Annotated in this window: 20 protein-coding genes; 12 read left to right on the top strand and 8 right to left on the bottom strand. The window is 45.2% G+C overall.

Features of this window, described 5'->3' with window-relative positions:
- Positions 1 to 196 precede the first annotated feature (196 nt).
- The 3 genes from KD145_RS09005 to KD145_RS08995 all read right to left on the bottom strand — a co-directional run bounded on the left by KD145_RS09005 (position 197) and on the right by KD145_RS08995 (position 4098).
- Complete coding sequence (locus KD145_RS09005; protein ID WP_212005566.1) at positions 197 to 856, bottom strand: response regulator transcription factor; 660 nt, start codon at positions 854 to 856, stop codon at positions 197 to 199.
- A 99-nt stretch (positions 857 to 955) separates the two neighbouring features.
- Entirely contained in the window at positions 956 to 1669 is a 714-nt protein-coding gene (locus KD145_RS09000; protein ID WP_212005565.1) for a hypothetical protein, read from the bottom strand.
- Between the two features lie 20 nt (positions 1670 to 1689).
- Positions 1690 to 4098 carry a TonB-dependent receptor gene (locus KD145_RS08995; RefSeq protein WP_212005564.1) on the bottom strand — a complete coding sequence of 803 codons (2409 nt, stop codon included), beginning with the start codon at positions 4096 to 4098 and terminating at the stop codon, positions 1690 to 1692.
- Between the two features lie 100 nt (positions 4099 to 4198).
- On the opposite strand from KD145_RS08995, the gene KD145_RS32480 reads away from it, so the two are divergent.
- The 7 genes from KD145_RS32480 to KD145_RS08965 all read left to right on the top strand — a co-directional run bounded on the left by KD145_RS32480 (position 4199) and on the right by KD145_RS08965 (position 14086).
- Entirely contained in the window at positions 4199 to 4321 is a 123-nt protein-coding gene (locus KD145_RS32480; protein WP_256441287.1) for a hypothetical protein, read from the top strand.
- A gap of 76 nt (positions 4322 to 4397) precedes the next feature.
- Positions 4398 to 4580 carry a class I lanthipeptide gene (locus KD145_RS08990; protein ID WP_212005563.1) on the top strand — a complete coding sequence of 61 codons (183 nt, stop codon included), beginning with the start codon at positions 4398 to 4400 and terminating at the stop codon, positions 4578 to 4580.
- A 247-nt stretch (positions 4581 to 4827) separates the two neighbouring features.
- Positions 4828 to 5448, top strand: coding sequence for a dihydrofolate reductase family protein (locus KD145_RS08985; protein ID WP_212005562.1), 621 nt, complete (start codon positions 4828 to 4830; stop codon positions 5446 to 5448).
- A gap of 248 nt (positions 5449 to 5696) precedes the next feature.
- Positions 5697 to 8138 carry a hypothetical protein gene (locus KD145_RS08980; RefSeq protein WP_212005561.1) on the top strand — a complete coding sequence of 814 codons (2442 nt, stop codon included), beginning with the start codon at positions 5697 to 5699 and terminating at the stop codon, positions 8136 to 8138.
- Between the two features lie 271 nt (positions 8139 to 8409).
- Positions 8410 to 11208, top strand: a complete 2799-nt coding sequence (locus KD145_RS08975) for a TonB-dependent receptor (protein WP_212005560.1) — start codon at positions 8410 to 8412, stop codon at positions 11206 to 11208.
- 10 nt (positions 11209 to 11218) lie between these two features.
- Positions 11219 to 12631 (top strand): hypothetical protein, encoded by a 1413-nt coding sequence (locus tag KD145_RS08970; RefSeq protein WP_212005559.1) that lies wholly within the window; start codon positions 11219 to 11221, stop codon positions 12629 to 12631.
- A 21-nt stretch (positions 12632 to 12652) separates the two neighbouring features.
- Positions 12653 to 14086 carry a metallophosphoesterase gene (locus KD145_RS08965; RefSeq protein ID WP_212005558.1) on the top strand — a complete coding sequence of 478 codons (1434 nt, stop codon included), beginning with the start codon at positions 12653 to 12655 and terminating at the stop codon, positions 14084 to 14086.
- Between the two features lie 87 nt (positions 14087 to 14173).
- Here KD145_RS08965 and gap read toward each other — a convergent pair whose 3' ends face one another.
- The 5 genes from gap to KD145_RS08940 form a co-directional block, all read right to left on the bottom strand.
- The gene (gene gap / locus KD145_RS08960; RefSeq protein ID WP_212005557.1) at positions 14174 to 15196 is read right to left on the bottom strand and encodes a type I glyceraldehyde-3-phosphate dehydrogenase; all 1023 of its coding nucleotides are present in this window, start codon (positions 15194 to 15196) and stop codon (positions 14174 to 14176) included.
- Positions 15197 to 15304: 108 nt separating this feature from the next.
- Complete coding sequence (locus KD145_RS08955; protein WP_212005556.1) at positions 15305 to 17773, bottom strand: outer membrane beta-barrel protein; 2469 nt, start codon at positions 17771 to 17773, stop codon at positions 15305 to 15307.
- A 67-nt stretch (positions 17774 to 17840) separates the two neighbouring features.
- Complete coding sequence (locus KD145_RS08950) at positions 17841 to 19094, bottom strand: HAMP domain-containing sensor histidine kinase (protein ID WP_212005555.1); 1254 nt, start codon at positions 19092 to 19094, stop codon at positions 17841 to 17843.
- Positions 19091 to 19780 carry a response regulator transcription factor gene (locus KD145_RS08945; protein ID WP_212005554.1) on the bottom strand — a complete coding sequence of 230 codons (690 nt, stop codon included), beginning with the start codon at positions 19778 to 19780 and terminating at the stop codon, positions 19091 to 19093. Before KD145_RS08945 ends, KD145_RS08950 begins: the two co-directional genes overlap by 4 nt.
- 122 nt (positions 19781 to 19902) lie before the next feature.
- Positions 19903 to 20661, bottom strand: a complete 759-nt coding sequence (locus KD145_RS08940) for a DUF2314 domain-containing protein (RefSeq protein ID WP_212005553.1) — start codon at positions 20659 to 20661, stop codon at positions 19903 to 19905.
- Between the two features lie 142 nt (positions 20662 to 20803).
- Between KD145_RS08940 and KD145_RS08935 the strand changes: the two genes are divergently transcribed.
- The 5 genes from KD145_RS08935 to KD145_RS08915 all read left to right on the top strand — a co-directional run bounded on the left by KD145_RS08935 (position 20804) and on the right by KD145_RS08915 (position 24589).
- Positions 20804 to 21808, top strand: coding sequence for an alpha/beta hydrolase (locus KD145_RS08935; RefSeq protein ID WP_212005552.1), 1005 nt, complete (start codon positions 20804 to 20806; stop codon positions 21806 to 21808).
- Positions 21809 to 21953: 145 nt separating this feature from the next.
- Positions 21954 to 22670, top strand: coding sequence for a pirin family protein (locus KD145_RS08930; RefSeq protein WP_212005551.1), 717 nt, complete (start codon positions 21954 to 21956; stop codon positions 22668 to 22670).
- Positions 22671 to 22693: 23 nt separating this feature from the next.
- Positions 22694 to 23002, top strand: coding sequence for a hypothetical protein (locus KD145_RS08925; RefSeq protein ID WP_212005550.1), 309 nt, complete (start codon positions 22694 to 22696; stop codon positions 23000 to 23002).
- A 14-nt stretch (positions 23003 to 23016) separates the two neighbouring features.
- Entirely contained in the window at positions 23017 to 23952 is a 936-nt protein-coding gene (locus KD145_RS08920) for a ring-cleaving dioxygenase (RefSeq protein WP_212005549.1), read from the top strand.
- A gap of 19 nt (positions 23953 to 23971) precedes the next feature.
- Entirely contained in the window at positions 23972 to 24589 is a 618-nt protein-coding gene (locus KD145_RS08915) for an alpha/beta hydrolase (protein ID WP_212005548.1), read from the top strand.
- The last annotated feature ends 6 nt before the right edge of the window (positions 24590 to 24595 follow it).

Genomic DNA, 24595 nt, shown 5'->3' with positions numbered 1-24595 from the left:
AATTGATAGCAGGGTGTTAAAAGTACGTGTGCCCGATAACGTTATCAATCGCCTAGAACTGGTAAAAAGCTGGTAGGAAACAGTATCCTGATTACCATGATCATGGTATAAAATGCGGCAGTATGACAGTAGGGGAAAAAAAACGGACAAGCTCCTTCCGGGCTTGTCCGTTTATGTGATGTGGCTATGGCATGGCTTATGGGGAGCGTTTAACGATACCGGATTCGAGCGCATAGTTGCACAGTTCAACGGCAGAATGCAGCTGTAGTTTCCGCATGATATTTCTGCGATGCGAATGAATGGTATGTTGGCTCAGATGCATGACGCCGGCGATTTCCTTATTGGATTTTCCGCTGGCTATCTGCCGGATGATGTCTGTTTCCCTGACAGATAAGCCTTCCGGAGGGAAGGTAGGAATGGTGGGTGTGCTTTTTCTGTCTGCCAGTAATAAGTCGAGGGCAAAGGTACAGAAGAACTTTTCGCCCTGAATGGCGCCGATGATGGCCTGGCGGACATCTATTTTCCTGCACTCTTTGGTCAGTACGCAATAAACGTTACTGTCGAGCAGTTTGAAGAGGTCCGTTTTTTTCTTCTGGCTGGATATGAGGATCACCTTGCATTCCGGGATAACAGACAGGGTATTGAGTAGTTCATCAGCATCAAAGTATACAGGATCATAATCCAGAATGAGTATATCCGGGTGAAAAGAAAGAAGGGCAGGCCGTAGTTCTTTACTGTTGCCTGCCTCTTCTACCCTGTAGTTCTTTTGAAGATCTGCCAACAAACTTTTAATTCCTTCTCTGTAAACGGGTTGAGCATCTGCCAGTATAATACGGGTCGAGTCTGTACTGTTCATAATGCTGATAAAACTAGCCCAGTATAAAAACAACCAGCCCGGACCTAAGTCCGAGCCAGCGGTGTATCTGTAGGATAGTCTTCTTAAACGGCATACAGATTATTTAATTACATCCTTACAATAGGTAATGCAATGCCATACGCGTTCATAAGGTTTTCCTCCGTGTTCTCCTTTTTCATCTTCTGTGAAAGTGCCTTCCAGTAAGTATCTTCCGTTCCAGGCCGGTACATACGTAAACGCCTCTCCGGACTCACCTTTTATTTTTTTAGTCCAGCCGGTGGGTGATTGGATGGTCAGTTCCGCTTTAGGCAGCGTGTTTTTTGTTTTATGCTGCAGGGATACTTTTTCAGCTACATTCACCTTTTTAGTGGCTGGTCCGCTGGTCAGCAGTACAAAGTCGTTTTCTTTCAGGTTGTTTACCCCTTTGTTGTTATTGTTTACCTGGACAATACCCTGAGCATAATAATGAATCTTGCTTCCACCGTATATTTCCTGAACGGTGTGGTCGATGTACAGAATATAGGCGCCATCGGTGGCGGGTGTAAAGGTGGCTTTAAAATGATTACCTGCCGGTGTGCATTCCAGTTGCTGTTTTTTACCGGAAGGATCGATCAGGTAAAGGTTGAATGCCTTCATGTTGCTGAACCAGTGCTGTAGGGAGTCGCGTTCATTGTCGGCATATTCTCCCAGGAATATTTTTACTTCCTGGGCTTGTCCCTTACGGCCGTAGACAGCTGTTTCGATCCAGAGTGCATGCCCGAAAACGGTATACATGCAGCAGCATAACATTGCAGAGAAAAATAGTTTTTTCATATTATTTTCAGGATTTAAGATTAAAAGCGATATCCAAGGCTCATTCTCACGTTACGACCGGGTTCTGTTTGCCAGTAATAGATTTTGTTTCCGTAGTTATCGTCGGAGGGGGCTCCGGTGTAGAGGTATGCGTTGAGCACATTGTTGACCAGCATATTGATGCTGAATTTATTCACGGTATATGCCAGCCCGGCATCCATTCTGAAGTAATCGGGCAGGAAGTTCTCACTTTTATCATATACTTGACCTGCAACACGTCCGATCTGGTACTGATAGCCGATATTGGCACGGAGTCCTTTTAAGGCGCCGTTTCCGATGGTGTAGGTGAGCCAGGTGTTCTGTATATGTTTGGCTATACCCGGAACATAGTTGCCTACCAGTTTGGCGTCTGCGTCTTTGGAGACGATGCCGTCGGTATAGGCATAGTTAAGCACCAGGTTAAGACCTTTTACCACTTCTCCCTGGAAATCGGCTTCCAGGCCTTTAATGCGCTGCTGGCCGTTCTGGCGGCTGTATATAAACTGGTTGGAAGTGGGATCTCTGTGTTCAAGGTCGGTTGTCAGCACATTGTTTTTAGTGATCTGATAGATGGCAACAGAAGAGGTAAAGCGACCGTTGAACCAATCCCGTTTAACACCGAATTCAATATTGTCACCCGTCATCGGATCGAAGGTTTTTTTCTGCCAGTCGAGGCCGGGATTCTGAATAAAGCTCACATCATATACGCCGTAAACAGCACTGTGTCTGTCAAGAGAATAGCTGATACCAAAGCGGGGCGTGAATTTGCTGTCTTTGTTGGTGCCATCGTAAGGGCTCACCACATTGTTGGTGGTATATCTACCGGCCAGGGTTACACGCAGCTGATCGTTGAAAAAGCCGATCTGATCCTGGAGGTATACTGCATTGTAGCCATAGTTGTATTGAACACCACGGGTACGGATATCCGCGGAACGGTCCCATTTAGGCTGAGTAACGGCACTATGGTTGGGTTTGTAGATATTGAAAGGGACATTGCCGAAGGTGGCGCCCTGTGCCCAGTCTGCGTAATAATTACTGTACTTCATATCTACACCACCAAGGATATTGTGGGTGACAGCTCCTGTACGGATAGTACCATTTACAAACACCTGCGCTGTTTTATTCAGGCCCAGTGCATCCCAGATGCTGATGTTGCGTTGAAGCAGACTGTCATTGTCCTTGATGGAAAACCCGGAAGGCCACATGCTTTGACCAATCTGTTTATAGTGGAAGAATCCGAACTGGGCAGTTAGTTTCCAATCCGGAGTAAATTTGTGTTCATAAAAGGCCATGACACTGTTGTCGTTGATTTTAGTAGGGGCCATGTTACCTTCGATGGTAGTGAAGTTAACGGGCAGGTCTCCATAACCACGTTTGGAGAAGGAATAGTTTCCACCGATAACCGGTAGTTGCATGTACTGCAGGTTGTATTCCAGGGTGATACTGTTTTTTTCGTCTATCAGATATTTTAATACGGGGGAGATGCTGTAGCGGTTGGTATAGTCAAAATCACGCCAGCCGTTTTTCATTTCACCGGCCAGGTTGAGGCGATAAAGCAATGCACCGTTTTTGGATAGTTTGCCATCCAGATCAAGGGTGGTGCGGTAGTTATCGTAACTGCCCAGGGATAAGGTGACTTCACCCTGACTCACACCGGTAGGTTTTTTGGTGACTACGTTGTACATGCCACCGGGTTCTCCGTTGGACATCATAAACCCTGCAGGGCCTTTAATAAACTCGATACGGTCTACCATGCTCATATCTTCCGTAAGCGGGCTCCAGGAGCTGATAAACACATTCATGCCATTGCGGAGTGAATTGGCACGGGAACCACGGATTTGTATGTTGGAATACATATCCCAGTGGCCCAGACGGGAGGCGCCGCTCACATTCCTGGTCACGCCCTCCTGCATGTTATAGATCTGCTGGTCGGCCAGTACTTCTCTGGAAACTTCTGCAATACTCTGTGGTATTTCTACCAAAGGAGCATTTAACCGCAATGAATTGGAAGGAGTCAGCACTGTATATTTATTATAGTCTCCTACAATGGTCACTTCTTTCATTTGCTGGCCTGAAGCACCCAGGCTGATGGCTACCTGGGAAATTTTATCGGTTTCTACTTCCACCTCCTGAATGACTTTCTCGTATCCTATCAAAGAGATGACCAGCGTGTATTTCCCGGGTTTTATTTTTTTGATGACAAATTCACCATTGGCATCGGTGAGCGCGCCATGGTTGGAATGATCTATTCTAACGGTAACGTATGGTGCAGGTAAGCCATCTGAAGTCATTACTTTTCCTTTGATTGCGGACAGTATGTCTCCCGCTGTTGCCTGGCTCCGGGCGGCTAACAGGACCATCAAAAACAGCAGTACTTGTTTTACCCGCGGGCGCAGATAGAATTGTTTCATCGGCTTTTTTTCTTTTTGAGTGTAAAAGTATACCGCGGTAAAAGAGTAGCATTTGCGAAGCGGGAAATTGATTTACGCAATCAGGAAAAATCGATAAAACATGTTATTTGTTAATAACGTATCATCCGGAGAACTGAATGATACTGTCAGGTTTGCCAATCAATACAAAAAATGTCACTGCGGTTATTTTGCTGTCAATGTTCCTACCTTCAGCATCCTGTAAGAAATTGTCGTTATGCCAAACCCTTCTGATATTTATTGTCACCTTCAATAATCACCAAACCCACAAATCCACAAACATGAAAAAGAAAAAACTGTCCTTAACCAAAAAATTGTTCATCCAAAAAGAAACTATTAGCCTGCTGAACCAGGGACAACAACATGAAATAATAGGCGGGGCACGTACCACCTATGGTTGCCCTACCTGGTTACCTAATGCAGGTTGTTTAACAGAGACTACCCCCCAGATTCTTTGTATCTAATTAAACATTTTTCCTGTACGAAGAAGCCGTCTCATTTTTGAGACGGCTTCTTCGTTTATACGGCCCGGCATTTTCTGATGCGTACTGTTTGCACATACGATAGGATTTACCGAAATTCGTCTGGATGTTGTACATTGTTGTATGTCTGTTTAGTCCCTTAAATAGACAACCGCACAATATCTTTTTAGTCACTCACCTGCCGGTTTTTTTATTAACATATCCTACTAAACACAACACGTTAAAAATTATGAGCAAGATTATCTTTGACAGCGGAATATCACTTGATGGCTTTTTCGCAGGCGATAACAGAAGTCCTGGCAACCCAATGGGCAACAATGGACCTGCAATTCATAACTGGATGTATAAACAAAAAGCATTTTGGAAAAACATCAATATGGAAGGCGGTGAAGAATACGGTGCAGACAGTAAGTTAATTGATGATGTGTTTGCTAGAACAGGTTCTTACATTATGGGAAAACGAATGTTTGAAGAAGGCGAAGTCCATTGGGCAGAAGATTTATACAAAGCAGATGTTTATGTTCTGACACACGAAAAACGGGAGCCCTGGGTTCAAAAGGGGACAACAACTTTTTATTTCATCAACGACGGAATACAAAGTGCATTGGAAAAAGCAAGACAATCAGCCAAAGGAAAGGACATAAGAATACAAGGTGGTGCGAATACTATTCAACAATTCCTCAATTCAGGGCTGGTGGACGAATTTTGCATTCACATTGCCCCTCTTTTTTTAGGAAGTGGTATCCGACTGTTTGACGGCATTGACAAAGACAAATATGATATTCAAATTGTAGAAGTAATACCATCAAACCTGACAACACACTTGAGATACAAATTGACGAAGAAATGAAAACAACCGCCGCACAATTTTGAAAAATATTTGCATCTCTCATAAAATTTTACGAAGTTCGTTATCAGGTGAATAGATGTTTATTACCAATGAACTGGCATTAAATCAACCGAGCAAATCCCTATGTCTGTTTCCTCCTGTTTTTAGTGGCATGAAGTGTTGTTCTGAGTAATTCCTGATGTTTAATGTATTAACTGTCAACTGTACGGTTATTGAATATATTTTTTTATTCAATTTTTTGTCCCTATATGATGAGTGCCAAACCCCTGAGAGCTATCCTGCTGATGATGCTCTTTTTAGTTCCCTGTAGCACGGTCTATGCCCAGCTATACCATGTTAGACTTGGATCAGACAGTGTTAGATTCGATATTACTTACGCTAAAGGAAAGATGACAGTGGAGGCGGATAGTGGTTCCATACCAATTGTTAAGAAATCCTCTGAAACTGAAAAGATTGCCTTCGCTGATGACTGCGAAAAATTTGTCTTTAATCAGGTATTACAAGAGTTGGGCAAACGTTTGGCTGGTATGCATCCTGCAAAGATGGATAAGGAGGCTAAAAGGATCTCAAAATCTGTTGTCAATCTGTATTTTAATGAGAAGGTGCAGATCCTGGAAAAAGTGACCGTTGAGGGAGTTGGTGATGTAGGGTTGTTTCTCCTAAATGACGTATATACGTTATCGGTAACTCCGGCAACAGGTGATCCACGCAACATCATTAAAAAAACGGGGGATACCTATGAGTTTGAGGTGGCGGCTGTGAAGGTCTACCTGGCTGCGTTACCGCAAATTATGGCCATTACGGAAAAATATAAGGGTGATTTCAGCGTGCCGGATATCTATCTGTTACCATCACAGAGATTATATATTCGGAATACAGTAGCGGATTCTACCACCATCACCGGAATTCCGGATGCAACTTATAATGTATTGAAAGGAGATACGTTGGCCATCTCGCCCTTGCCATGCAATAATTGCAGTAGGCTTTATACCATCAAGGGAGCAGTATCGAAAGGAACGCCACAACCAGTACGGACAAAAGCAGCCAGAGAGGAAGAAAAACAAGAACAGCAGGAACAGGAACAGTTGATAATACCTGAGCGGAAGTTTACCTGCGACCAGTCTTTTGTCCTTGGAGCATATACTTATCCGGCTGCCATCGCGGATAGTTTTCGGCAGGTGATTTATTTCCTGCAGACTGCCAGGAAGAAGGATACGATATTTAAAAACACAGACCTGGAAGCTGCCTTTGTAGAGGCTGTATTAAAGGATATGAGCAGCGATTGCAGAAATAACGTACAAGCTGCTGTTGAACTGTATTATCGTGATCTCCAGGCAGCCATTCATCAGCGGGCTGCAACAAAGAAAGAAAGTGAGATAATAGAACAGTTCCAGAAAAAGTATGATGATAAAATCTCTCAGATAGCCAGTGAAAGTGGCTATGCCGCTAAACTGACAGTCAATAAGAGGATAGAGGTATATGCTGGTAACCGGAAATTTAACTGCAATATGGCACAAAGCCAGTCATTGGTAAGTAATGTCAATGTATTGGAAGTAGACTCGGTTCATCTGGAAATACAGAAAGACCGTATTTATCAGGTGGATATTACCGGGCGGATGAATGGAGAAAAGACCCCACTCATCTCCAATGATAATTATGGGATAACGCTTCGTTCTCTGATAGACGGTTCAGGCACTATCTCCTTTGACCATCAGGGACAGAAATACCATCTTTGTTACGGAAAACTGTTTCAGGTTGGGCCGCCTCCGAAGGGGGTTATTAAGTATGAGATCAAAGATAAAGAATACACTTTTATTCCGGACGACCCCGCCAAAGCCTCACAGCTCATTGAAAAAAAGCAACTGCTGGATTATTTTTCGGCTTCGGCTTTCCTCGATATACTGGCATTTAACCAGAATAACGGTAACAAAAACCTTATAACAGAATTGTATTTTAACCACTACGTTAACAAAGGAAACTTCTGTAAAGGTTGGGGCGTTTTAAAAAATGTATACATGCCTGTTACATTTGGTCTGAACCTTTTTAAACAGGGAGATGGAGCTATGGAAACGGTCAGGGTAAGTGAAATTATGCGTATAGATACTACTGGTGGCAGGAAGGATACAATCTCTGCTAATAAAAACTATTTTAAAAACCTCGATTTATTACGCAATTCCTTTTTGCAATTAAATCCGATGGTGAATCTCATTGCCTGGGACAATAAAAAGCTACGGAGTGTATTTGAACTGAATGGAGGCTTTTTACTCATGGGTAGTAACGCTACTTTGAGAGATCCTGCAAAGGGAGTGGATTCCATCTATTCCAAAGCGGTATACTCTTACTCATGGATGCTGGAATCCCGTATCCGGTTCACTCCGATCTCGCAGTTCGGGTTTGATCTGCATGTGGGCTATTCGTTTGGGTTACGGCCCTTCAACCTGTACATGAAATCCGTCACTGGAGACTATGATGTGAAGGATCTTGCCCGTGCAAAAATGTTGTCCGAGAATAAGGACGATTTTATCAAAGGAGAGCTTAACATTTTCTTCAACCCAAATAAAATCCCTTCCTATACCAATAAAGGTGGGGTGTACTTTAAACTAAACTGGTTTAAATCGACGCATTATGCGGATGGACATTTTATGTTCCTGGTAGGGTATTCTACAGATGTGAACAATTTCTTCAAATAGGAATGCCTGTTTAGGAATCTATATAACACCACAAAAAATTATAGCAAAGGCTTCACGATTGATGATTTGAAGCCTTTGCTATATTTTTGCCTATACAAACCTCCTTTAGCCCATAAAATGTCCTGGATGACTATCTATATTTAAATTCTGGAAACATTCTGGAGAAATTGTTAACGAAGCATGATGAATTGATTATGTTTACGTGAAATCCTTTGTCCCCACTATATTCTGAGGTAATAACTCTACACATTTGCAGTGTTAAAATCAACATATGGCCACTGCAAAAAAATTTACAAAACTAATTTTTTCAGCATTTCTTGTATCCTTCACCCTTCAGGCTTATTCGCAAGTGATTAAAGGCCGGGTAACAGATGCAGTAACCGGCGAACCCTTAGTAGGTGCCACCGTCATTTTAAAAGGTCTTTCCGGCAAGGCCATCGTGAAGCTGGATGGCTCCTTTCATTTTAAAAACCTGAAACCCGGTAGTTATGAGCTGATGGCCACCTATATCGGTTATTCAGTGGCTAAGGCAGGCCCTGTGCATATCAAATCGGATAATGATATAGAAGTGGTGGACATCCTTGCAAAACCTTTGCACAGCGAGCTTTCAGGAATCACGGTGGTAGGCAGCTCCAGGAATGATGAGTCGGGAGCCAGACACCTGGAACAAAACGCCAACCAGGTGGTCAATATCCTGTCTTCCAAAACACTGCAACTGCTGCCTGATATTACAGTCGCTAATGCGCTGCAAAGAGTCAGCGGTGTGACCATCGAAAAAGGAAGCTCAGGAGAAGGACGTTATCCTATCATACGCGGGATGGACAAACGATATATCAATACCCTTGTCAATAATATTAAAATACCCAGTCCGGATAATAAAAGCCGCTTCATTCCGCTGGACCTTTTCCCCTCCGAACTGCTGGAGCGGCTGGAAGTCAGCAAAAGCCTGACGCCCTCTATGGAAGGTGATGCCATCGGAGGTACCATCAACCTGGTCATGAAAGATGCTCCTGCGACCAAACTGCTGCAGGTGAATTTTTCAGGCGGTTATAACAACATCTTCGGCGAGCAGCCTTTTCAATCCTTCTCCAGCAGCACCATGAATAAAAGGTCGCCCAACCAGATCAACGGGCCCGCCTATGTTGCCAATGAATCCGAGTTCCCGCTGGGACATATGAACTATACCCCTAAATCAACCCCCATCAATACCACAGCTGGTCTTACTATCGGTAACCGCTTTGGTAAAAATAAAGAACTGGGCGTTATTTTATCCGGCAGTTATCAGAATCAGTACAGAGGTACCGCCACTTCCGTATTTACCACTGCTACCACGCCCAATGTGGACAACATCCCATCCTTTGAATTTCTGAGGGAGCGGAAATATTCTACCCGTACACAGCGTATAGGCGTCAGCGGTAAGGTAGACTACCGGTTCAACCAGAGAAACAAAATTTCCCTTTTCTCCACCTATGTCAACCTGGATGATAAACAGGTAAGAGAATCGTATGATACGACCAATGCCATTAACCAAACACTCTCATACTCTTACAGGACCACCTGGCAGTATCAGTCCATTTACAACGCCACTTTACAAGGTGAGCACCAGATAACCGGCACCAGTAAAATAGACTGGTCCGCAGCATACTCCATCGCCAAAAACAGTATCCCTGATCAGACCTCCTTTTCCCATGGCGGATTAAGTGTTGACAGGACCGGCAGCAAAGTGCAACTGGCAGGTGAGGATATTTTAAACGCCATGAACCGCAGCTGGATGCAAAACAGCGACAGGGACCTTTCCTTTTATGCCAACTATACCAAAGAAACAAAATTACTGAACCGGTTTTTTGAACTGAAGGCAGGTGCCTTATACCGGAATAAACACCGTGATAATTTCTACAATTACTATTCCCTGAACCCGCTGCGCATCTCAGGAAACAATCAACTGTTCACGACCATTGATGCTGCCAGGTTTACCTTCATCGGCTCTGATGCTACTGCACAACTGAACGGCAACAACTATACGTTCAGCGAAGATGTTTCTGCAGCTTACCTGCAGGGCAAATGGCAGCTTACACATCAGCTGGAAGCATTGGGCGGTGTAAGGGTAGAACATACCCAACAACAATACAATACACAACTGCCGACCACCGCGGATTATAAAGACGGTACCATTTCCTACACCGACCTTTTACCCAGCCTGCAGCTTAAATATCAGCTGTTCCGTAATCAAACACTGCGTCTTTCTTATTACAAAGCCATTGCCAGACCTCAGTTTTCCGAACTGATACCGGATGGTCCTGATAACTATGAACTGTTTAAGGAAAGAGGAAACCCGGAAGGACTGCAACATTCCACTGCACATAACTTCGACTTCCGTTATGAGCTCTTCCCCGGTAAAGCAGACCAGCTCCTGCTGGGCGTGTTCTATAAAAAAATCGATGACCCCATCGAACTTTCTGTAAGGAAGTTTGGCTACAATACCCAGGTGTTTAAACCGGTTAACATTGGAACGGCGGCTACCAACTATGGGTTTGAAGCGGTATTCATCAAATACATCGGTTCTTTCGGTATCTCAGCCAACTATACGTATACCCATTCCCGTATTACCAACGACAGTATGCTGTATAAATACAGAGATCCGCAGTTAGGCATCACCGATAAATACATATCAGAAACCAGGCCTATGCAGGGACAGGCAAATCATATCGGCAACCTGTCTTTGTTGTATAAAAACACCCAAACAGGAACAGACCTGCAGGTGGCAGTAGTATATACCGGTGAAAGGCTCGCTATCCTGAACACCTATGCCGGCCTGCATTACTGGCTACAGCCCACCACCCAGCTGGACCTTTCCTTTGAACAAAGGATCTATAGAAAACTGACTTTCTATGGAAAAATCAATAACCTGACCAACACACCTTCTATCACCAGTATGCATCTCCCTTACAACAACTATCTGCAGAAAACCAGCGTGCCATTAAGCCAGCAGTCAACTCCGGATGATAAGATTGTTGTGCAGAAAGACTATTACAAAACATCGTTTTTATTTGGTTTCAGATACAAACTTTAAAAAAAGCAGTATGAAGCATAATATATTCAGTATCGTTTCTCTTCTGGGCTTATTGGCGTGTACTGCGGCATGCAATAAAGTGGCAGATACCAAAGACCTGTACAAAGCGCCGCAGGCGATAGCTTCCCCGGTAAGTGATGCGGTATGCCTTGGATCAGATCCTTTGAACAACGCAGTAAAAGGGACTATGCTGGCGGGTAAGACCTATACGGTATGTGGTGATATCTTCATCAATGAAAAAGATACCCTTATCATCCAGGAAGGAGTAACGATCAAGTTTACAGGGAACTATGGATTAGGTGTCAGAGGAACACTTATTTCATTGGGTACCCAGGAAAAGCCCAATCTGATTACCTATCCGGGTATTACCAAAACGGATACCTATGGTGCAGACCCCAACCAGGACCCGGCTCTTCGCGGTAAATGGGTAGGTATCATCGGCGGCCCTACCTGTCCGCTGATGGTCATCAAATGGACCCGTATTGAGTTTGGTGGTGCCGCGATCCCCGCGGCCAGCGGCATCCGGCAGATTTACACCAGTCCCTATCCGCTGTTTTTCCAGAATCCTCACGGTGTGTTTGTAATGGAAGACTCCTGGATATACGGCAGTGTAGACGATCCACTCAGAATCTTAGGTGGTAAGGTGTCTATCATGCGAAATACTTTTGAGAAATGCGGATACACCGGTGGAGAAGCCATGAATGGCAAAGCCGGCTTAAGAGGCGATTTTGCCTATAACCTCTGCATCGGTATGGCAACCAACGGCCCCAAACTTTCCAATGCCGGTGCCATTGCGGGTGTGCCTAACAGTAACATGCGGATGTACAATAACACCATCGTGAACTGTGGCTACAGAAGATCGTCAGCAGGACGCGGCGGCTCTATCAACTTTGAAGAAGGTGCCGGGGGAATGGCTTACAACAACCTGATCATTAACTGTAAATTCGGTCTGAGGGTGGTACAAAACCCTATCGCCGATACGGCTAACCTGCGCTACGGTTACAACTATACGTATACTGATTCTTTGTCTGTTGCCAACAGCATTTATCCTACACAGGCGATCAGTGTATGTATCAGTAAAGCGCCTGCTACTGACTTCCCGGCTCCGGCTTCCTTCCTGCCAGCCAACTGGACGCCCGGTGCTACCTATGCAGCCAATCCCGCAATACTCGGGGCCAATAACCCGCAGTTTGTGAATGGTCCCTGCCCTTTGCCTGCTGGTCTTAACCTGAGAGATATTTCTTTTGTAGGTAAATATGATTTCAGACTGAAACCCACTTCGCCTTGCATCGGTAAAGGTTTTACCGGATTCTCTCCCAGGGCTGATGTGCCGGTAGATCCTATCTATGGTGCTACCGAAATCACCCCGCCGGGAAAAGATATGGGATGTTATCAGTTTAACGGCTATGGCAACAAACACTAATCTAAAAAACCGCGAATCATAATGTTGAAGAAGACGTATTGTTTATTTTTTGGTTTATTTCTTCTCACCAAAGAAATCAACGCACAAACAAACCAATCCTTTATTACACCACCATACCTGCAGATAGGGTACCAGCCTTCGGCCACTTCGCTGGAACTGTTATGGCATAGCGCCGACAGTACTACTAACTGGGAGGTGGAGTATAAAACAGCCGCTGCTGCCAGCTGGCAGAAAGCAGCCAGATCGGAAGCTACCAGAGTAGCAGTGGCGAATGTGAACACTCATTTTGTATACAGAACACTTTTCGCTGGTCTCACTGCAGGCAACAGCTTTAATTATCGGGTGTTAAAAAATAAAAAAGTAGTATTTACTGCCCAGGGCAAAGCACCTAAGGAAAAAGGCCAGCCTTACCGCTTCGTGGCCTTCGGTGATATCGGTGCCGGCACCTCCAGTGCTAAAACACTGGCGCAGCAGGCATACGGCGTGAATCCCGATCTGGTGGTAGTACCAGGAGATATTGTGTATGAAAGAGGACTGATATCTGAATACCGCACCAAATTCTGGCCGGTGTACAATGCAGATACCATCAGCAGCGAAGGCGCTCCGCTGATGCGTTCCATTCCTTTTGTAGCGGCTTTAGGCAACCATGACGGTGATACCCGGGATCTTAACAGTTACCCCGATGCCCTGGCCTATTATAGTTTCTGGGACCAGCCGCTGAACGGTCTGCAGGGCGCAGAAGGGGGGCCGGTGGTGCCGTTGATCAAAGCAACTCCTGAAAACAAAAAAGCCTTCGAAACCGCCGCGGGCAAAGCATATCCTGTAATGGGCAATTTCTCCTTCAATTACGGAAATACACACTGGACTTTCATTGATTCCGATACCTATGTTGACTGGACCGACAGTACGCTGTTGAAATGGGTGGCCAATGACCTGAAATCAGCTACAGATGCTGTTTGGAAGATAGTAGTGTTTCATCATCCGGGGTTTAGCTCCTCCAGAGACCATTTTGAACAGCAACAGATGCGTTTGTTGTCTCCCGTACTGGAAGCTGGTAGTGTGGATGTGGTGTTAAATGGTCACGTACATAATTATCAGCGCAGTTTCCCCATGCATTTCAGGCCGGATAAAAAAGGTACTTTACTGGTAGGTGGCAAAGACAACAAAACCATCCGTGGTAGGGTAGTGACCGGAAAATGGCAGCTGGATAAAAACTTCAACGGGCAATCGCAAACCAAAGCCAATGGCATCATCTATCTGGTAACCGGTGCCGGCGGCCAGGAACTGTATAATGAAGATCAACAGGAGGATACTGATTCCTGGCAGAAGTTCACCTACAAATTTATCTCCAGCACACACTCCTTTACAGTAGCGGATGTAGATGGAAATAAAATCATATTCAGACAGTTGTCGGAAGAAGGAAAAGAAGTAGATAATTTTACCATCACCAAATAAATACAGCTTAAAAGAAGAGGGGATCTCCTTGTTTTTACAAACATAGGAGATCCCCCTTTTCTTTTTTATTGCAGGCGGCTGTATCCGCTAGATGGTTGTCTCCTGATGTTTCAATTCAGCAATACGTACTACTAAATCCGCGAGGCGGTTGGAATATCCGAATTCGTTATCGTACCAGCCTACCACTTTCACCAGGTCCCCTACGATGGAGGTCAGTAAAGCATCGAAGGTGCAGGAATAAGGATTATCTACGACATCTATGGATACGATAGGCGCTTCTGTATATTTCAGTACACCTTTCATGGAAGTGGCAGCAGCTTCCTTGAATTTGGCATTGATCTCGGCCACGCTTCCGGGTTGTTTTTTCAGGATGCACGTGAAATCAGTCAGCGAGCCATTTAAAACCGGTACGCGTATGCCTGCGCCGCCCATTTTACCTTCCAGATGTGGAAATATAGAGGTGATGGCTTTTGCCGCGCCTGTACTGGTAGGAATAATAGATGCTGATGCAGCCCGTGCTCTGCGGAGATCCCTATGTGGCGCATCATGCAGGTTCTGATCTCCTGTCATGGAATGAACGGTGGTAATGTAACCATCTTTGATACCCCAGTTGTCATCTAACACTTTTACCATAGGCGCCACATTGTTCGTGGTGCAGGATGCATTAGACAATACCGGTGAAGTAAGATCTATTAAATGGTCGTTCACGCCCAATACAATAGTAGGAATATCTTTGTCCGGTGAAGGCGCTGACACAATGACCTGCCTTGCGCCAGCCTGCAGATGCTGTTCTGCAGCTTTCCTGCTGGTAAATTTACCTGTCGCTTCAAGTACCAGATCGATATCCATGTCTGCCCAGGGCAATTTCAGCGGATCACGTTCTGATAAAATACGGATCGGTTTCCCGTCAATAATCAGAGAATCGGCGGTGGCCTCTACACTTCCCTGATACTGACCATGTACGGAGTCGTACATGTAAAGGTGTGCCAGTGTCGGAATATCTGCCAGATCATTTATTGCGATTACTTCAATTCCTGTTTTCTGCAGTAGTATACGTAAAGACATCCTGCCGATACGCCCAAAACCATTGATAGCTATTCTCATGCTCATATCTTTGTAGCTTGTAAAATTACCAGATATTGCACTAATAGCCAAAAGACCCATGTCATCCTTTTTTAATGCATACAGTGCAGCCAAACAGCGGAAAAGCGCCTGGGACTAGTTCTCTACCGGTGGTTTAGTTAAAAAGTTTTCCGCATCCTTTGATTTGGACACCTTTATTTTCCCGAACTTATACATGAAGTTGACCCCAAAAGACCGGTACGGAATATACAACAGGCTCGTAGCGTTTAAATTAGTGGTTTCCTGAATAGTCCGCTGTTTCAGATACGGGGCAAAGGGATTGGCGGCCACGATGCCGATACTGCCCTTATTATTAAACAGCTGTTTTTTAACAGCGAACGTATAGGAGAGAAAGTCTGCCTGACGGCCCTGCCATCTTATCCCTGATTTATAATTACCAAAAGCTTCTGCAATCAGGTCTTTCGTGATCTGCCAGCTGGTGTTCAGGTTCATCCGGTATTCAAAACCACTCATCCTGGAAGGGCTGGTATGGATATTATTGGTTTCCCGCCTGTACAGCTGCACATTAGGCCTGATGGTAATAATACGGCCCAGGGCTATGGTGCCGGAGATATTGGTGCCTATCCTCGTCTCGGATGCGATATTGTCTCTTTGTGTTACGTTCACGTTGTTATATACGGCATCGCCAAAGGTATACTCCGGATGAAAGGTGGTATAGGATTTTATATCCGGACTATTATGTGTGTATAACAACACGATGTTCAAATTATTATCGTTATTAAAATTCCGGTTATAGGCGAGTTTAAAATCATTCCCGATCTCTGGTTTCAGGAAAGGGTTGCCCATCGTGATGTTATGCGGATCGGCGAGATTCACGAATGGGTTTAAGTCCCGGTAATCAGGGCGCTCCAGACGATAGGCATAACTAAAGGAAAGCGTTTGCTGATTTTTAAAGGTATGTGCTATGGTGAGGGATGGGCCTGCATTGCTGTAATCAGGGATAGCAGTCTGGCCTGCTTTATCGTAGGTAGCGTGGTTGGTGGTGTATTCCCAGCGGAAGCCCGCCAGCACATTTAAATACTGAAACAGGTTCATACTCCCGGAAACATATCCAGCATACACCTGACGTTTAAAAACGGAAGTATAGGACTGTTTATCATCGGGTGCCCATCCGCCATCAGCCGGATTAAAGGAGAGGACCGCTGCACTACTGGAAAGTGTTTCCATCTCTGACTTCAAACCAGCCTCCAGCAGAAAATTAGCGGTAACGGGTTGTGCATAGTCAATGGCCCAGCTGTATAGCCGGTCAGTACCCGGGTTGTGACTGCCTGAGCCGGAAAATATATTTTGATCATTGATACCATGCTGGGTCTGAGAATACGATGTCTGATTATTACCGTTGCTGCTGTAGAGTACAATGGATAACTGCTGTTTATCTCTTTTGAACTTATGCCGGTAGTCAAGAGAAAGGTCCAGAGAGCCGTTGTTTACTTTGGAGAGGGCATTCCTGATGCTGGCTGTTTCTTCCAGCAAGCGGCCGTTGATATCTCTTGTATTATCATATTGTTGAATCACTCCTTCGTTGCTGTTGCCAAAATGATTGTAGCTAAGGGAGAAGGAAATATTGTCTTTAGCTGTAGGATCCCATTCTACTCCCAGTCCGGTCTGGTAGCTGTTGCGGTGAAAATCATTTACACCATTTTGTTGCAGGTAGTATTTGTTGGTGGAAAAAGAGTCGGTAGCATTTCGGTCTGTTGTGGTCCGGGTTTGGGAGCTTAGCTGCGCGCTACCGTTGAAATAACCGGATACAGACAGGTTATTGGCTTTATAGTAAAGATTGACAGATCCGTTTTCCAGCCTGCTGCCTGCGGTAGCATTTACGCTGCCACTGAAGCCCTGTGTTTTGTTTCTTATGAGGATGATGTTGATGATGCCGCCGGTTCCTTTTGCGTCGTACTTAGATCCGGGGCTCGACATCACTTCTATGCTCTGGATCTGCGAGGCCGGAATGGTTTGCAGGGCGTCGGCAATACTGGTCCCGAAAATCGTAGAGGGCTTACCGTTAATCAGAAACTGAACGCTGGGATTGCCCAGCAGTTCTACGTTGCCGGAGGCGTCTACCGTTACCTGGGGAATCTTCCTGAGTACATCTGTTACCATGCCTCCCTGTGAAGTTACATCGCGGTCTACGTTATAAACCAAACGGTCTATTTTGTTTTCGACCAGTTGTTTTTTACCGGTTACCTCAACGGCGTTGAGGGTTTTGCTGCCGGAGCGCAGCTGTATGGCTTTTTCAAGGATGCCTTTATCAGTGGTATGGATGGTCACCAGCTCCTGATAGGGCTCATAACCGGCATAACCCACCGTAAGGCGATAGGTGGCTGCCGGAATGTGTTCCAGTATTGCAATGCCGGTACTATCTGTAAAAGTGGTGGCATAGTTTTTTTGAGTATCCGCTGCAGTCAGTATAATAGTAGCCCTGTCCAGTGGCTGGTGACCGCCGGCATCCTGTACGATCACTTTCAGTGATGTTGAAACCTGTGCAAAGCTGAATTGAATAAAAAGCAACAGTATTGCTGACAGCACTATTTTTCTTAAGGACATAAAAATTACCATGATTATACGCTGCAAATTAGCAGGCAATTCTGGAAGCTTTCTGTAGCAGGGAGTTTTACCAGTTAAAGGAAAAATGATGCATCCCGTCTCTATACTCGTAGGAAGGGGATATCTGGGAGGAGATACATATCTGCCGTACAATAGACAGTCCAAGCCCGTTATTTTCGTTGTTAACGGTATTTTTATAAAACCTGGAAAAAACCTTTTCTCTGTCGAGGGCGGTATCTGTTCCGGTATTGGAGATGCTGACAACCTTTGTATCCAGCGAGATGGCAATGTTGCCGCCTGGTTTATTATGTCGGGTGGCATTGCTGAATATATTATTCAGCAGTATTTCCAGCAGGTCTGCATTCATTTTGATATAAGCGTGGCATACCTGAAGGCTATACGAAATTTCACTGTCTTCCCAGATTTCTTCAAACTGGCTGGCTTTCCGCTGTATCGTTTCGTGTAATGCAATGTCCTGCTGATTGCTGAACTGGTTGTTCTCGATTTTGGTCAGCAGCAACAACGACTGACTTAATCCGGACAGCCTGGTGACGGCACTGTAGGCTTCTGCCAGCAGTTCTATCTGCGTTTCTGTGAAGTTGTCCTGTTGTATCAGTACATCGAGTTTGGAGCGAATGATAGCCAGCGGAGTCTGGAATTCGTGGGAAGCATTCTCCGTGAATTCTTTCAGTAAGTGGTATTCTTTACTGGCATTAGTGGTTACCAGCTGCAGGTGTTCATTCATAATACTGAATTCATCAATATTACTTTTTTTGAACTCCACAGATTGATGGTTGTTCAGCCTGAAATTTTTCAGGCTGTTCAGGGTGCTGTAAAAGGGCCGCCATAGCCTGGAAACAAAATAGCGGTTAACAACGGCCAGGATCACTATCAACAACAGGATCATTGTCATGGTGATCAATACGACGGTCTTTGTGATATGTTTTATTCCTTCAAGCGGCTTACTGATGATGATCCTGTAACGCTGATGATCGAGGCTGACAGAAAAAACCAGGGTGCGGCCTATGTGTTTTTTGCCTTTCACGCTGATCGGTTCACTGGCGTTGAGCAGGTAAGGCTTGTTCACGGGGCTGTTGGCGGGTTCTGCAGAAATCAACAGATTGTCGTAGGTGGTGGATGGTGGTAATGTGTGATGGGTTTGTATATAGCTGTTGACCTTGTCCATCGTGTCTTCCAGGCTTTCGTCCAGTTCATTGAGCAGCACGCTTTTGGTTAAAACATAACTGGCAATACCTGAAAGAACAAACAGTAAAGTCAGGAAGAAAAAATTGTGACGGTTGTAATGTACGATCAGCTTCATGCTGTCAGGTTTTCTTCCACAAACTTGTATCCCATGCCATAGAGTGCTTTGATATAGTCCGGACAGCCTTTGTCCATGAGTTTTTTCCGGAGGTTTTTAATGTGGGAATAGATGAAGTCGAAGCTGTATCCCAGTGTGGCATAGTCTTCCCACAGATGGTCTGCGATGGCTTCTTTGGTGACAATACGATTTCGGTTACTGATAAAATATAACAGCAGCTTGTATTCCTTTTTGGTGAGATGAATTTCTTCAGAACCGATTTTTACTGTTTTGTCGAGGATGTTAACAGTTAGTTTGTCGAAGGAGATGATGTTGTTGCCTTCAAAGCTTTTTCTTCGGATGATGGAGTTGATGCGGGCGGTCAGTTCTGCGAGGTGAAAGGGTTTGGTGAGGTAATCATCTCCACCCATTTCCAGTCCGGTTATTTTATCATCCAGCGAATTTCTGGCAGAGATGATGATCACGCCGGATGAGACATTACGTCGCTTCATGTGCTGCAGAAGCTCCAGACCGCTGCCTCCCGGCAGGGAGATATCTAAAACGATACAATCATAGGAACAGGTGTCCAGCTTGTCTTTTCCTTCGGGAAAACTGTAGGCAGCATCACATAAAAAATTGCTTTGCAACAGATAACTATGGATGCTTTTGGTAAGTGGTTTTTCGTCCTCAATAATTAGTAATCTCATAGTTTGCAGGCTTAAAAGGGAATATACTGGCCTTACAAAAATGGTTAATTAATTATTACTGAAGTATTAATTTAATATGAAATTTACCTGTCCGGGAACCGGACAGGTAAAGAATGAACTTATCAGTGGCTGAGCAATGGAATGATATGTTCCCAGTTCAGCTGCCGGGCAAAGTCCAGGGCTGTTTTCCCATGGAGGGTCTTTGCATTTTTATCGGCACCGGCTTCCAGCAGTGCTTCTACTATTGTTTTGTTGCCGGCGATGGTTTCTTTATGCAGGAGGGTGTATCCGGCATCATCCTGCTGGGTGATCTCATTGGGGTGCTGCTGCAGAAAGCTGATGAAGCTGTCTTTCATATTCACGCTCATGGGATGTTCTGTCAGGTTGTCGGGGTGTTCTTTTTGACCGCGTACGATCAGTATATCGTTATAATCGCCAAAATCGAGATCCCATGCTTCATCATGTTGCTGCCGTTCTTCAAGGCTCATCCCGGCGCGCAGCAGTTGAACGGTAAAACCTCCATAACTTCTGCCTTCGGTGGCCAGCAGCCAGTCGCAGATGCGGGATAACGGGGCTTCTATATAATCACCGTTCTTTACGTTTTGTAATCTGTCTGGTTCGTTGATCAATACACCGCGGACAGTCTCTCCGTCAAAACTGATCTCGTTTACCCACATATATTCAACGATGGGTTTGCCGGGAATATCTGTTTCTTCCGAAAAGGCTACTTTAACGCAAGCGAAGTCCAGTGCAGGCACAATCCTGCGGGACTCCCAGGATAGCTCCCGCCAGCAGTATTTAAAGGTTTCCTGAGCTTTTTTAAAAGCCCCGAGCATGGCAGGGTCATCGCCTTCTGTATAAAAAATGTGCTTTTCTTCCATAGCGCTATATATCTGGATTTTTTGGATGCCATTGCAGCAAAAGCCATGCCCATTGAATTAATAAACCGAATCATATCTAAAACCGTTATCAGGTAGGTTAAACAGCAGAAAAAAAATTGCTAACCAGCTAAAATAATCAGACATGCAAAACCAAACCACCATCCCCGTTGCGCCGGCCACTCCGCTTGATCCGGCTACTGATCCGCGGATAGAAAGTAATACCAAAGCCTTCCTGAATGCATTGAATGCCGGTGATGGCAAACCGATAGAACAACTGTCTCCTGTAGATGCCAGAGCCGTTTTAACAGGTGCGCAATCATCCATACAGGTAGATCTGTCAGGCGTCGAAGTCTCTGAAAAAAACATTACCCATGGCGGCCAAACGGTCAAGCTCCATATTGTAAAGCCACAAGGTAAAACAGGGATACTGCCGGTGTTTATGTTCTTCCATGGCGGAGGCTGGGTACTGGGTGATTTCCCGACACATCAGCGCCTGGTGCGGGACCTGGTAGTGGCTTCAGAAGCAGCCGCTGTATTCGTTGATTACACCCCGTCTCCGGAGGCACATTATCCGGTGGCCATCAATCAGGCTTTTGCCGCTACGCAGTGGGTGGCCACCCAAGGCGGTGAAATTGGTGTGGACAGCAAAAGGCTGGCTGTAGTGGGCAACAGCGTAGGCGGTAATATGGCGGCCGTCATCGCACTGAAGGCCAATGAAATGAAAGGGCCGGCTATTAAACTACAGGTTCTCATGTGGCCGGTAACGGATGCCAATTTTAACACCGATTCCTACCAGGAATTTGCTACCGGCAGATTCCTGACTAAAAACATGATGAAATGGTTCTGGGACAACTATATCACAGATGAAAAAGAACGCCGGCAAATATATGCGTCCCCGTTACAGGCTACCCATGAGCAGCTGAAAGGGCTGCCGCCGGCAGTGGTGCTTACGGCCGGAAATGATGTACTGAGAGATGAAGGAGAGGCATATGCCCGCAAGATGGATGAGGCAGGGGTAGCAGTTACAGCCATGAGATACAATGGCATGATCCACGACTGGGGACTGCTCAATCCGCTGGCCACCATACCTGGCACGCGTAGTGCTATGTTAATGGTGGGAAGTGAATTAAAGAAAGCACTGGCATAATCGTTTGATTGAACGGCCTGAAATTTTCAGGCCGTCTTGTTTTACCAGGCTCCATTTTCTTAATCTATGTTAAGTCTGTTTCTTAACATAGTTCATCGGCCGGAAACGAAGGATGACTGAACTTTGTAGCATAAACATTTCACCTATGGCACAACATATTTTGCATAAGAACGAAAGTCGCGGTCATGACCATTTTGAATGGCTCGATAGCAAAAAGACCTTCAGTTTCGCGGATTATTACAATCCCAAGCGAATGAACTTCGGCGCCTTGCGGGTATTGAATGATGATATAGTGGCAGCAGGGAAAGGATTTGGATCACATCCGCATGATAATATGGAGATCATCAGCCTTCCACTGGAAGGTGCACTGCGGCACGAAGATACCGCCGGTAATAAAAAGGTGGTTGCTGCCGGACAGGTACAGGTCATGAGCACTGGTAGTGGCTTGTTTCACAGTGAGTATAACAACAGTGATACGGAGCCTGCGAAGTTTTTACAGATATGGGTATACCCGGAAACGCTGAATACTACACCAAAATATACACAGATCACTTTGCCCCGGGCACAGGAAAACAAACTGTATGCGTTTATAAAACCAGGCGAGGAAACAGATACAGCCACCATCCGCCAGGATACCTGGTTTAGTATCGGAACCTTTGATAAGGATACACAGTTCACTTATCAGACGCATAAAAATGGTAACGGCGTGTATGCTTTTGTGATCGCTGGCAACTTCCTCATAGCGGGTAAAGAGCTTTCAGCGCGGGATGGGCTGGGCATTTGGGACACTACGGAGATAGCTGTTCAATCGCTGACAGAGAAGGCTGAATTGTTACTCATGGAAGTACCCATGGAATTTTAATCATCTTAAAAATTAATCTGCTTATGGATAATACAATCAGGATACTGGCAATTGGTTATGATGAGCCTATTATGAAAGTGGTGAGCCGGCTGATAGATAGCCATGGCAACTGGCAGGGAACTGTTGCTATGTCCAGGGAAGATGGCATGTTAAAACTACAATCGGGTTTTTATGATGTGGTGTTGCTTTGTGTGGGTGTTACAGAAGATGATGAAGCCGCTTTAAATCAGGTAATGACCATATCCAACCCGGACGCAAAACTGATACGACATTTCGGAGGCGGCAGCGGTTTGCTTGAAAATGAACTGCGTGCCGTATTTGATAAAAAATAAAAAAACAGATAAACATGAAAGAACAGATATTAGGCCTGCACCACATTACTGCTATTGCAGGCGATGCACAACGTAATTATGATTTTTATACCAAAGTATTAGGTCTGAGAATGGTGAAGAAGACCGTCAACTTTGATGATCCCGGTACCTATCACTTTTATTATGGTGATGAAAATGGTACACCGGGTACCATCCTCACTTTCTTCCCCTGGGAAGGAATCGGACAAGGCAGCAATGGCACAGGGATGGCTACAGAAATAGCCTACGCTGTACCGGACGGAAGCCTCGATTTCTGGAAAGACCGTTTTACCCGTTTTAATGTTTCTTTCACTGAAGCACAGGAAAGATTTGGAGAGACATTATTGCCCTTTACTGACCCTGACGGATTAAACCTCTCATTGCTGGTACCTCAGACAGCCGATAGCCGGAAAGGATGGGAGACAGCAGATGTAAAACAGGATGTGGCTACTAAAGGATTTCACAGCACTACCTTGTCTTTAAAAAGAATAGATCCTACCGCCAAAATACTGACAGATATATTCGGTTACCGTTTATTATCACAGGAAGGCAACCGGTATCGTTTTATTACCGACGCCGTTGAAAACGCCGCTGTGATTGATCTGCTGGAATTACCGAACGGAGACCGTGGTCATAATGCTGCAGGAACCAACCACCATGTGGCTTTCAGGGTAGCCAACAATGAGATACAAATGAAATACCGGGAAAAAGTGCATGCCAAAGGATTACAGATTACACCACAGATCGACAGAGACTACTTCTTCTCTTTGTATTTCAGAGAACCAGGAGGCGTGCTTTTTGAAATAGCAACAGACAACCCAGGTTTTACTGTAGATGAACCACTGGCAGAACTAGGCCGCAACCTGAAATTGCCCAAACAGTATGAGCCGATGAGGACCGATATTGAAAAAGTGTTGCCTCCATTACACTAACAGAAAAAGAAGCTTGATCATGCATAAGGAAAATATTGTAACAGCAGGAGCGGAGCTGGCAACGGCTAAAAAAGCACTGATAATGATTCATGGAAGGGGAGCTTCCGCAGAAGATATCCTGGGCCTTTCCGGTCATCTGAATGTGGCTGATTATGCTTTGCTGGCCCCTCAGGCCACCAACCATAGCTGGTACCCGCAGTCTTTTCTGGCGCCTCCGGCGCAAAATGAACCCTGGTTGTCTTCAGCATTGGACATACTGAAGAAACTGGTGGCAGATATACAGAGAGAAGGCATCCGGCAGGAAGATATTTATTTCCTGGGATTCTCTCAGGGAGCTTGTCTGACGCTGGAGTTTATAACAAGGAATGCCGGGAAGTACGGTGGTGCTGTTGCATTCACCGGTGGACTAATCGGTGATAAAATCTATCCTGAAAATTACCAGGGAACTTTTGAGGGCACGCCTGTTTTTATCGGCACCAGCAATCCTGATTTTCATGTGCCGGTAGAGCGGGTGAAAGATACCACCGGCATATTAAGAAGTATGGGTGCAGCTGTGACCGAAAGGATATACGATAACATGGGACACACCATTATCCGCGATGAAATAGACCTGGCGAATGAACTGGTATTCAGATAAGGAAGA

It is taken from the genome of Chitinophaga sp. HK235 (assembly GCF_018255755.1).
Taxonomy (GTDB): Bacteria; Bacteroidota; Bacteroidia; order Chitinophagales; family Chitinophagaceae; genus Chitinophaga.
Note: the sequence above shows the minus strand (reverse complement) of the source record. Positions and strands in the feature narration are given on the sequence as shown.

What these genes read in the sequence shown, in the direction of transcription:
- KD145_RS08945 (WP_212005554.1), bottom strand. Translation starts at nt 19,780, where the DNA reads ATGAGATTACTAATTATTGAGGACGAAAAACCACTTACCAAAAGCATC.
- KD145_RS32480 (WP_256441287.1), top strand. Translation starts at nt 4,199, where the DNA reads ATGTTATTTGTTAATAACGTATCATCCGGAGAACTGAATGATACTGTC.
- KD145_RS08920 (WP_212005549.1), top strand. Translation starts at nt 23,017, where the DNA reads ATGAAAGAACAGATATTAGGCCTGCACCACATTACTGCTATTGCAGGC.
- KD145_RS08955 (WP_212005556.1), bottom strand. Translation starts at nt 17,773, where the DNA reads ATGTCCTTAAGAAAAATAGTGCTGTCAGCAATACTGTTGCTTTTTATT.
- KD145_RS09005 (WP_212005566.1), bottom strand. Translation starts at nt 856, where the DNA reads ATGAACAGTACAGACTCGACCCGTATTATACTGGCAGATGCTCAACCC.
- KD145_RS08915 (WP_212005548.1), top strand. Translation starts at nt 23,972, where the DNA reads ATGCATAAGGAAAATATTGTAACAGCAGGAGCGGAGCTGGCAACGGCT.
- KD145_RS08975 (WP_212005560.1), top strand. Translation starts at nt 8,410, where the DNA reads ATGGCCACTGCAAAAAAATTTACAAAACTAATTTTTTCAGCATTTCTT.
- KD145_RS08985 (WP_212005562.1), top strand. Translation starts at nt 4,828, where the DNA reads ATGAGCAAGATTATCTTTGACAGCGGAATATCACTTGATGGCTTTTTC.
- KD145_RS08935 (WP_212005552.1), top strand. Translation starts at nt 20,804, where the DNA reads ATGCAAAACCAAACCACCATCCCCGTTGCGCCGGCCACTCCGCTTGAT.
- KD145_RS08995 (WP_212005564.1), bottom strand. Translation starts at nt 4,098, where the DNA reads ATGAAACAATTCTATCTGCGCCCGCGGGTAAAACAAGTACTGCTGTTT.
- KD145_RS08965 (WP_212005558.1), top strand. Translation starts at nt 12,653, where the DNA reads ATGTTGAAGAAGACGTATTGTTTATTTTTTGGTTTATTTCTTCTCACC.
- gap (WP_212005557.1), bottom strand. Translation starts at nt 15,196, where the DNA reads ATGAGCATGAGAATAGCTATCAATGGTTTTGGGCGTATCGGCAGGATG.
- KD145_RS08950 (WP_212005555.1), bottom strand. Translation starts at nt 19,094, where the DNA reads ATGAAGCTGATCGTACATTACAACCGTCACAATTTTTTCTTCCTGACT.
- KD145_RS08940 (WP_212005553.1), bottom strand. Translation starts at nt 20,661, where the DNA reads ATGGAAGAAAAGCACATTTTTTATACAGAAGGCGATGACCCTGCCATG.
- KD145_RS08970 (WP_212005559.1), top strand. Translation starts at nt 11,219, where the DNA reads ATGAAGCATAATATATTCAGTATCGTTTCTCTTCTGGGCTTATTGGCG.
- KD145_RS08980 (WP_212005561.1), top strand. Translation starts at nt 5,697, where the DNA reads ATGATGAGTGCCAAACCCCTGAGAGCTATCCTGCTGATGATGCTCTTT.
- KD145_RS09000 (WP_212005565.1), bottom strand. Translation starts at nt 1,669, where the DNA reads ATGAAAAAACTATTTTTCTCTGCAATGTTATGCTGCTGCATGTATACC.
- KD145_RS08925 (WP_212005550.1), top strand. Translation starts at nt 22,694, where the DNA reads ATGGATAATACAATCAGGATACTGGCAATTGGTTATGATGAGCCTATT.
- KD145_RS08990 (WP_212005563.1), top strand. Translation starts at nt 4,398, where the DNA reads ATGAAAAAGAAAAAACTGTCCTTAACCAAAAAATTGTTCATCCAAAAA.
- KD145_RS08930 (WP_212005551.1), top strand. Translation starts at nt 21,954, where the DNA reads ATGGCACAACATATTTTGCATAAGAACGAAAGTCGCGGTCATGACCAT.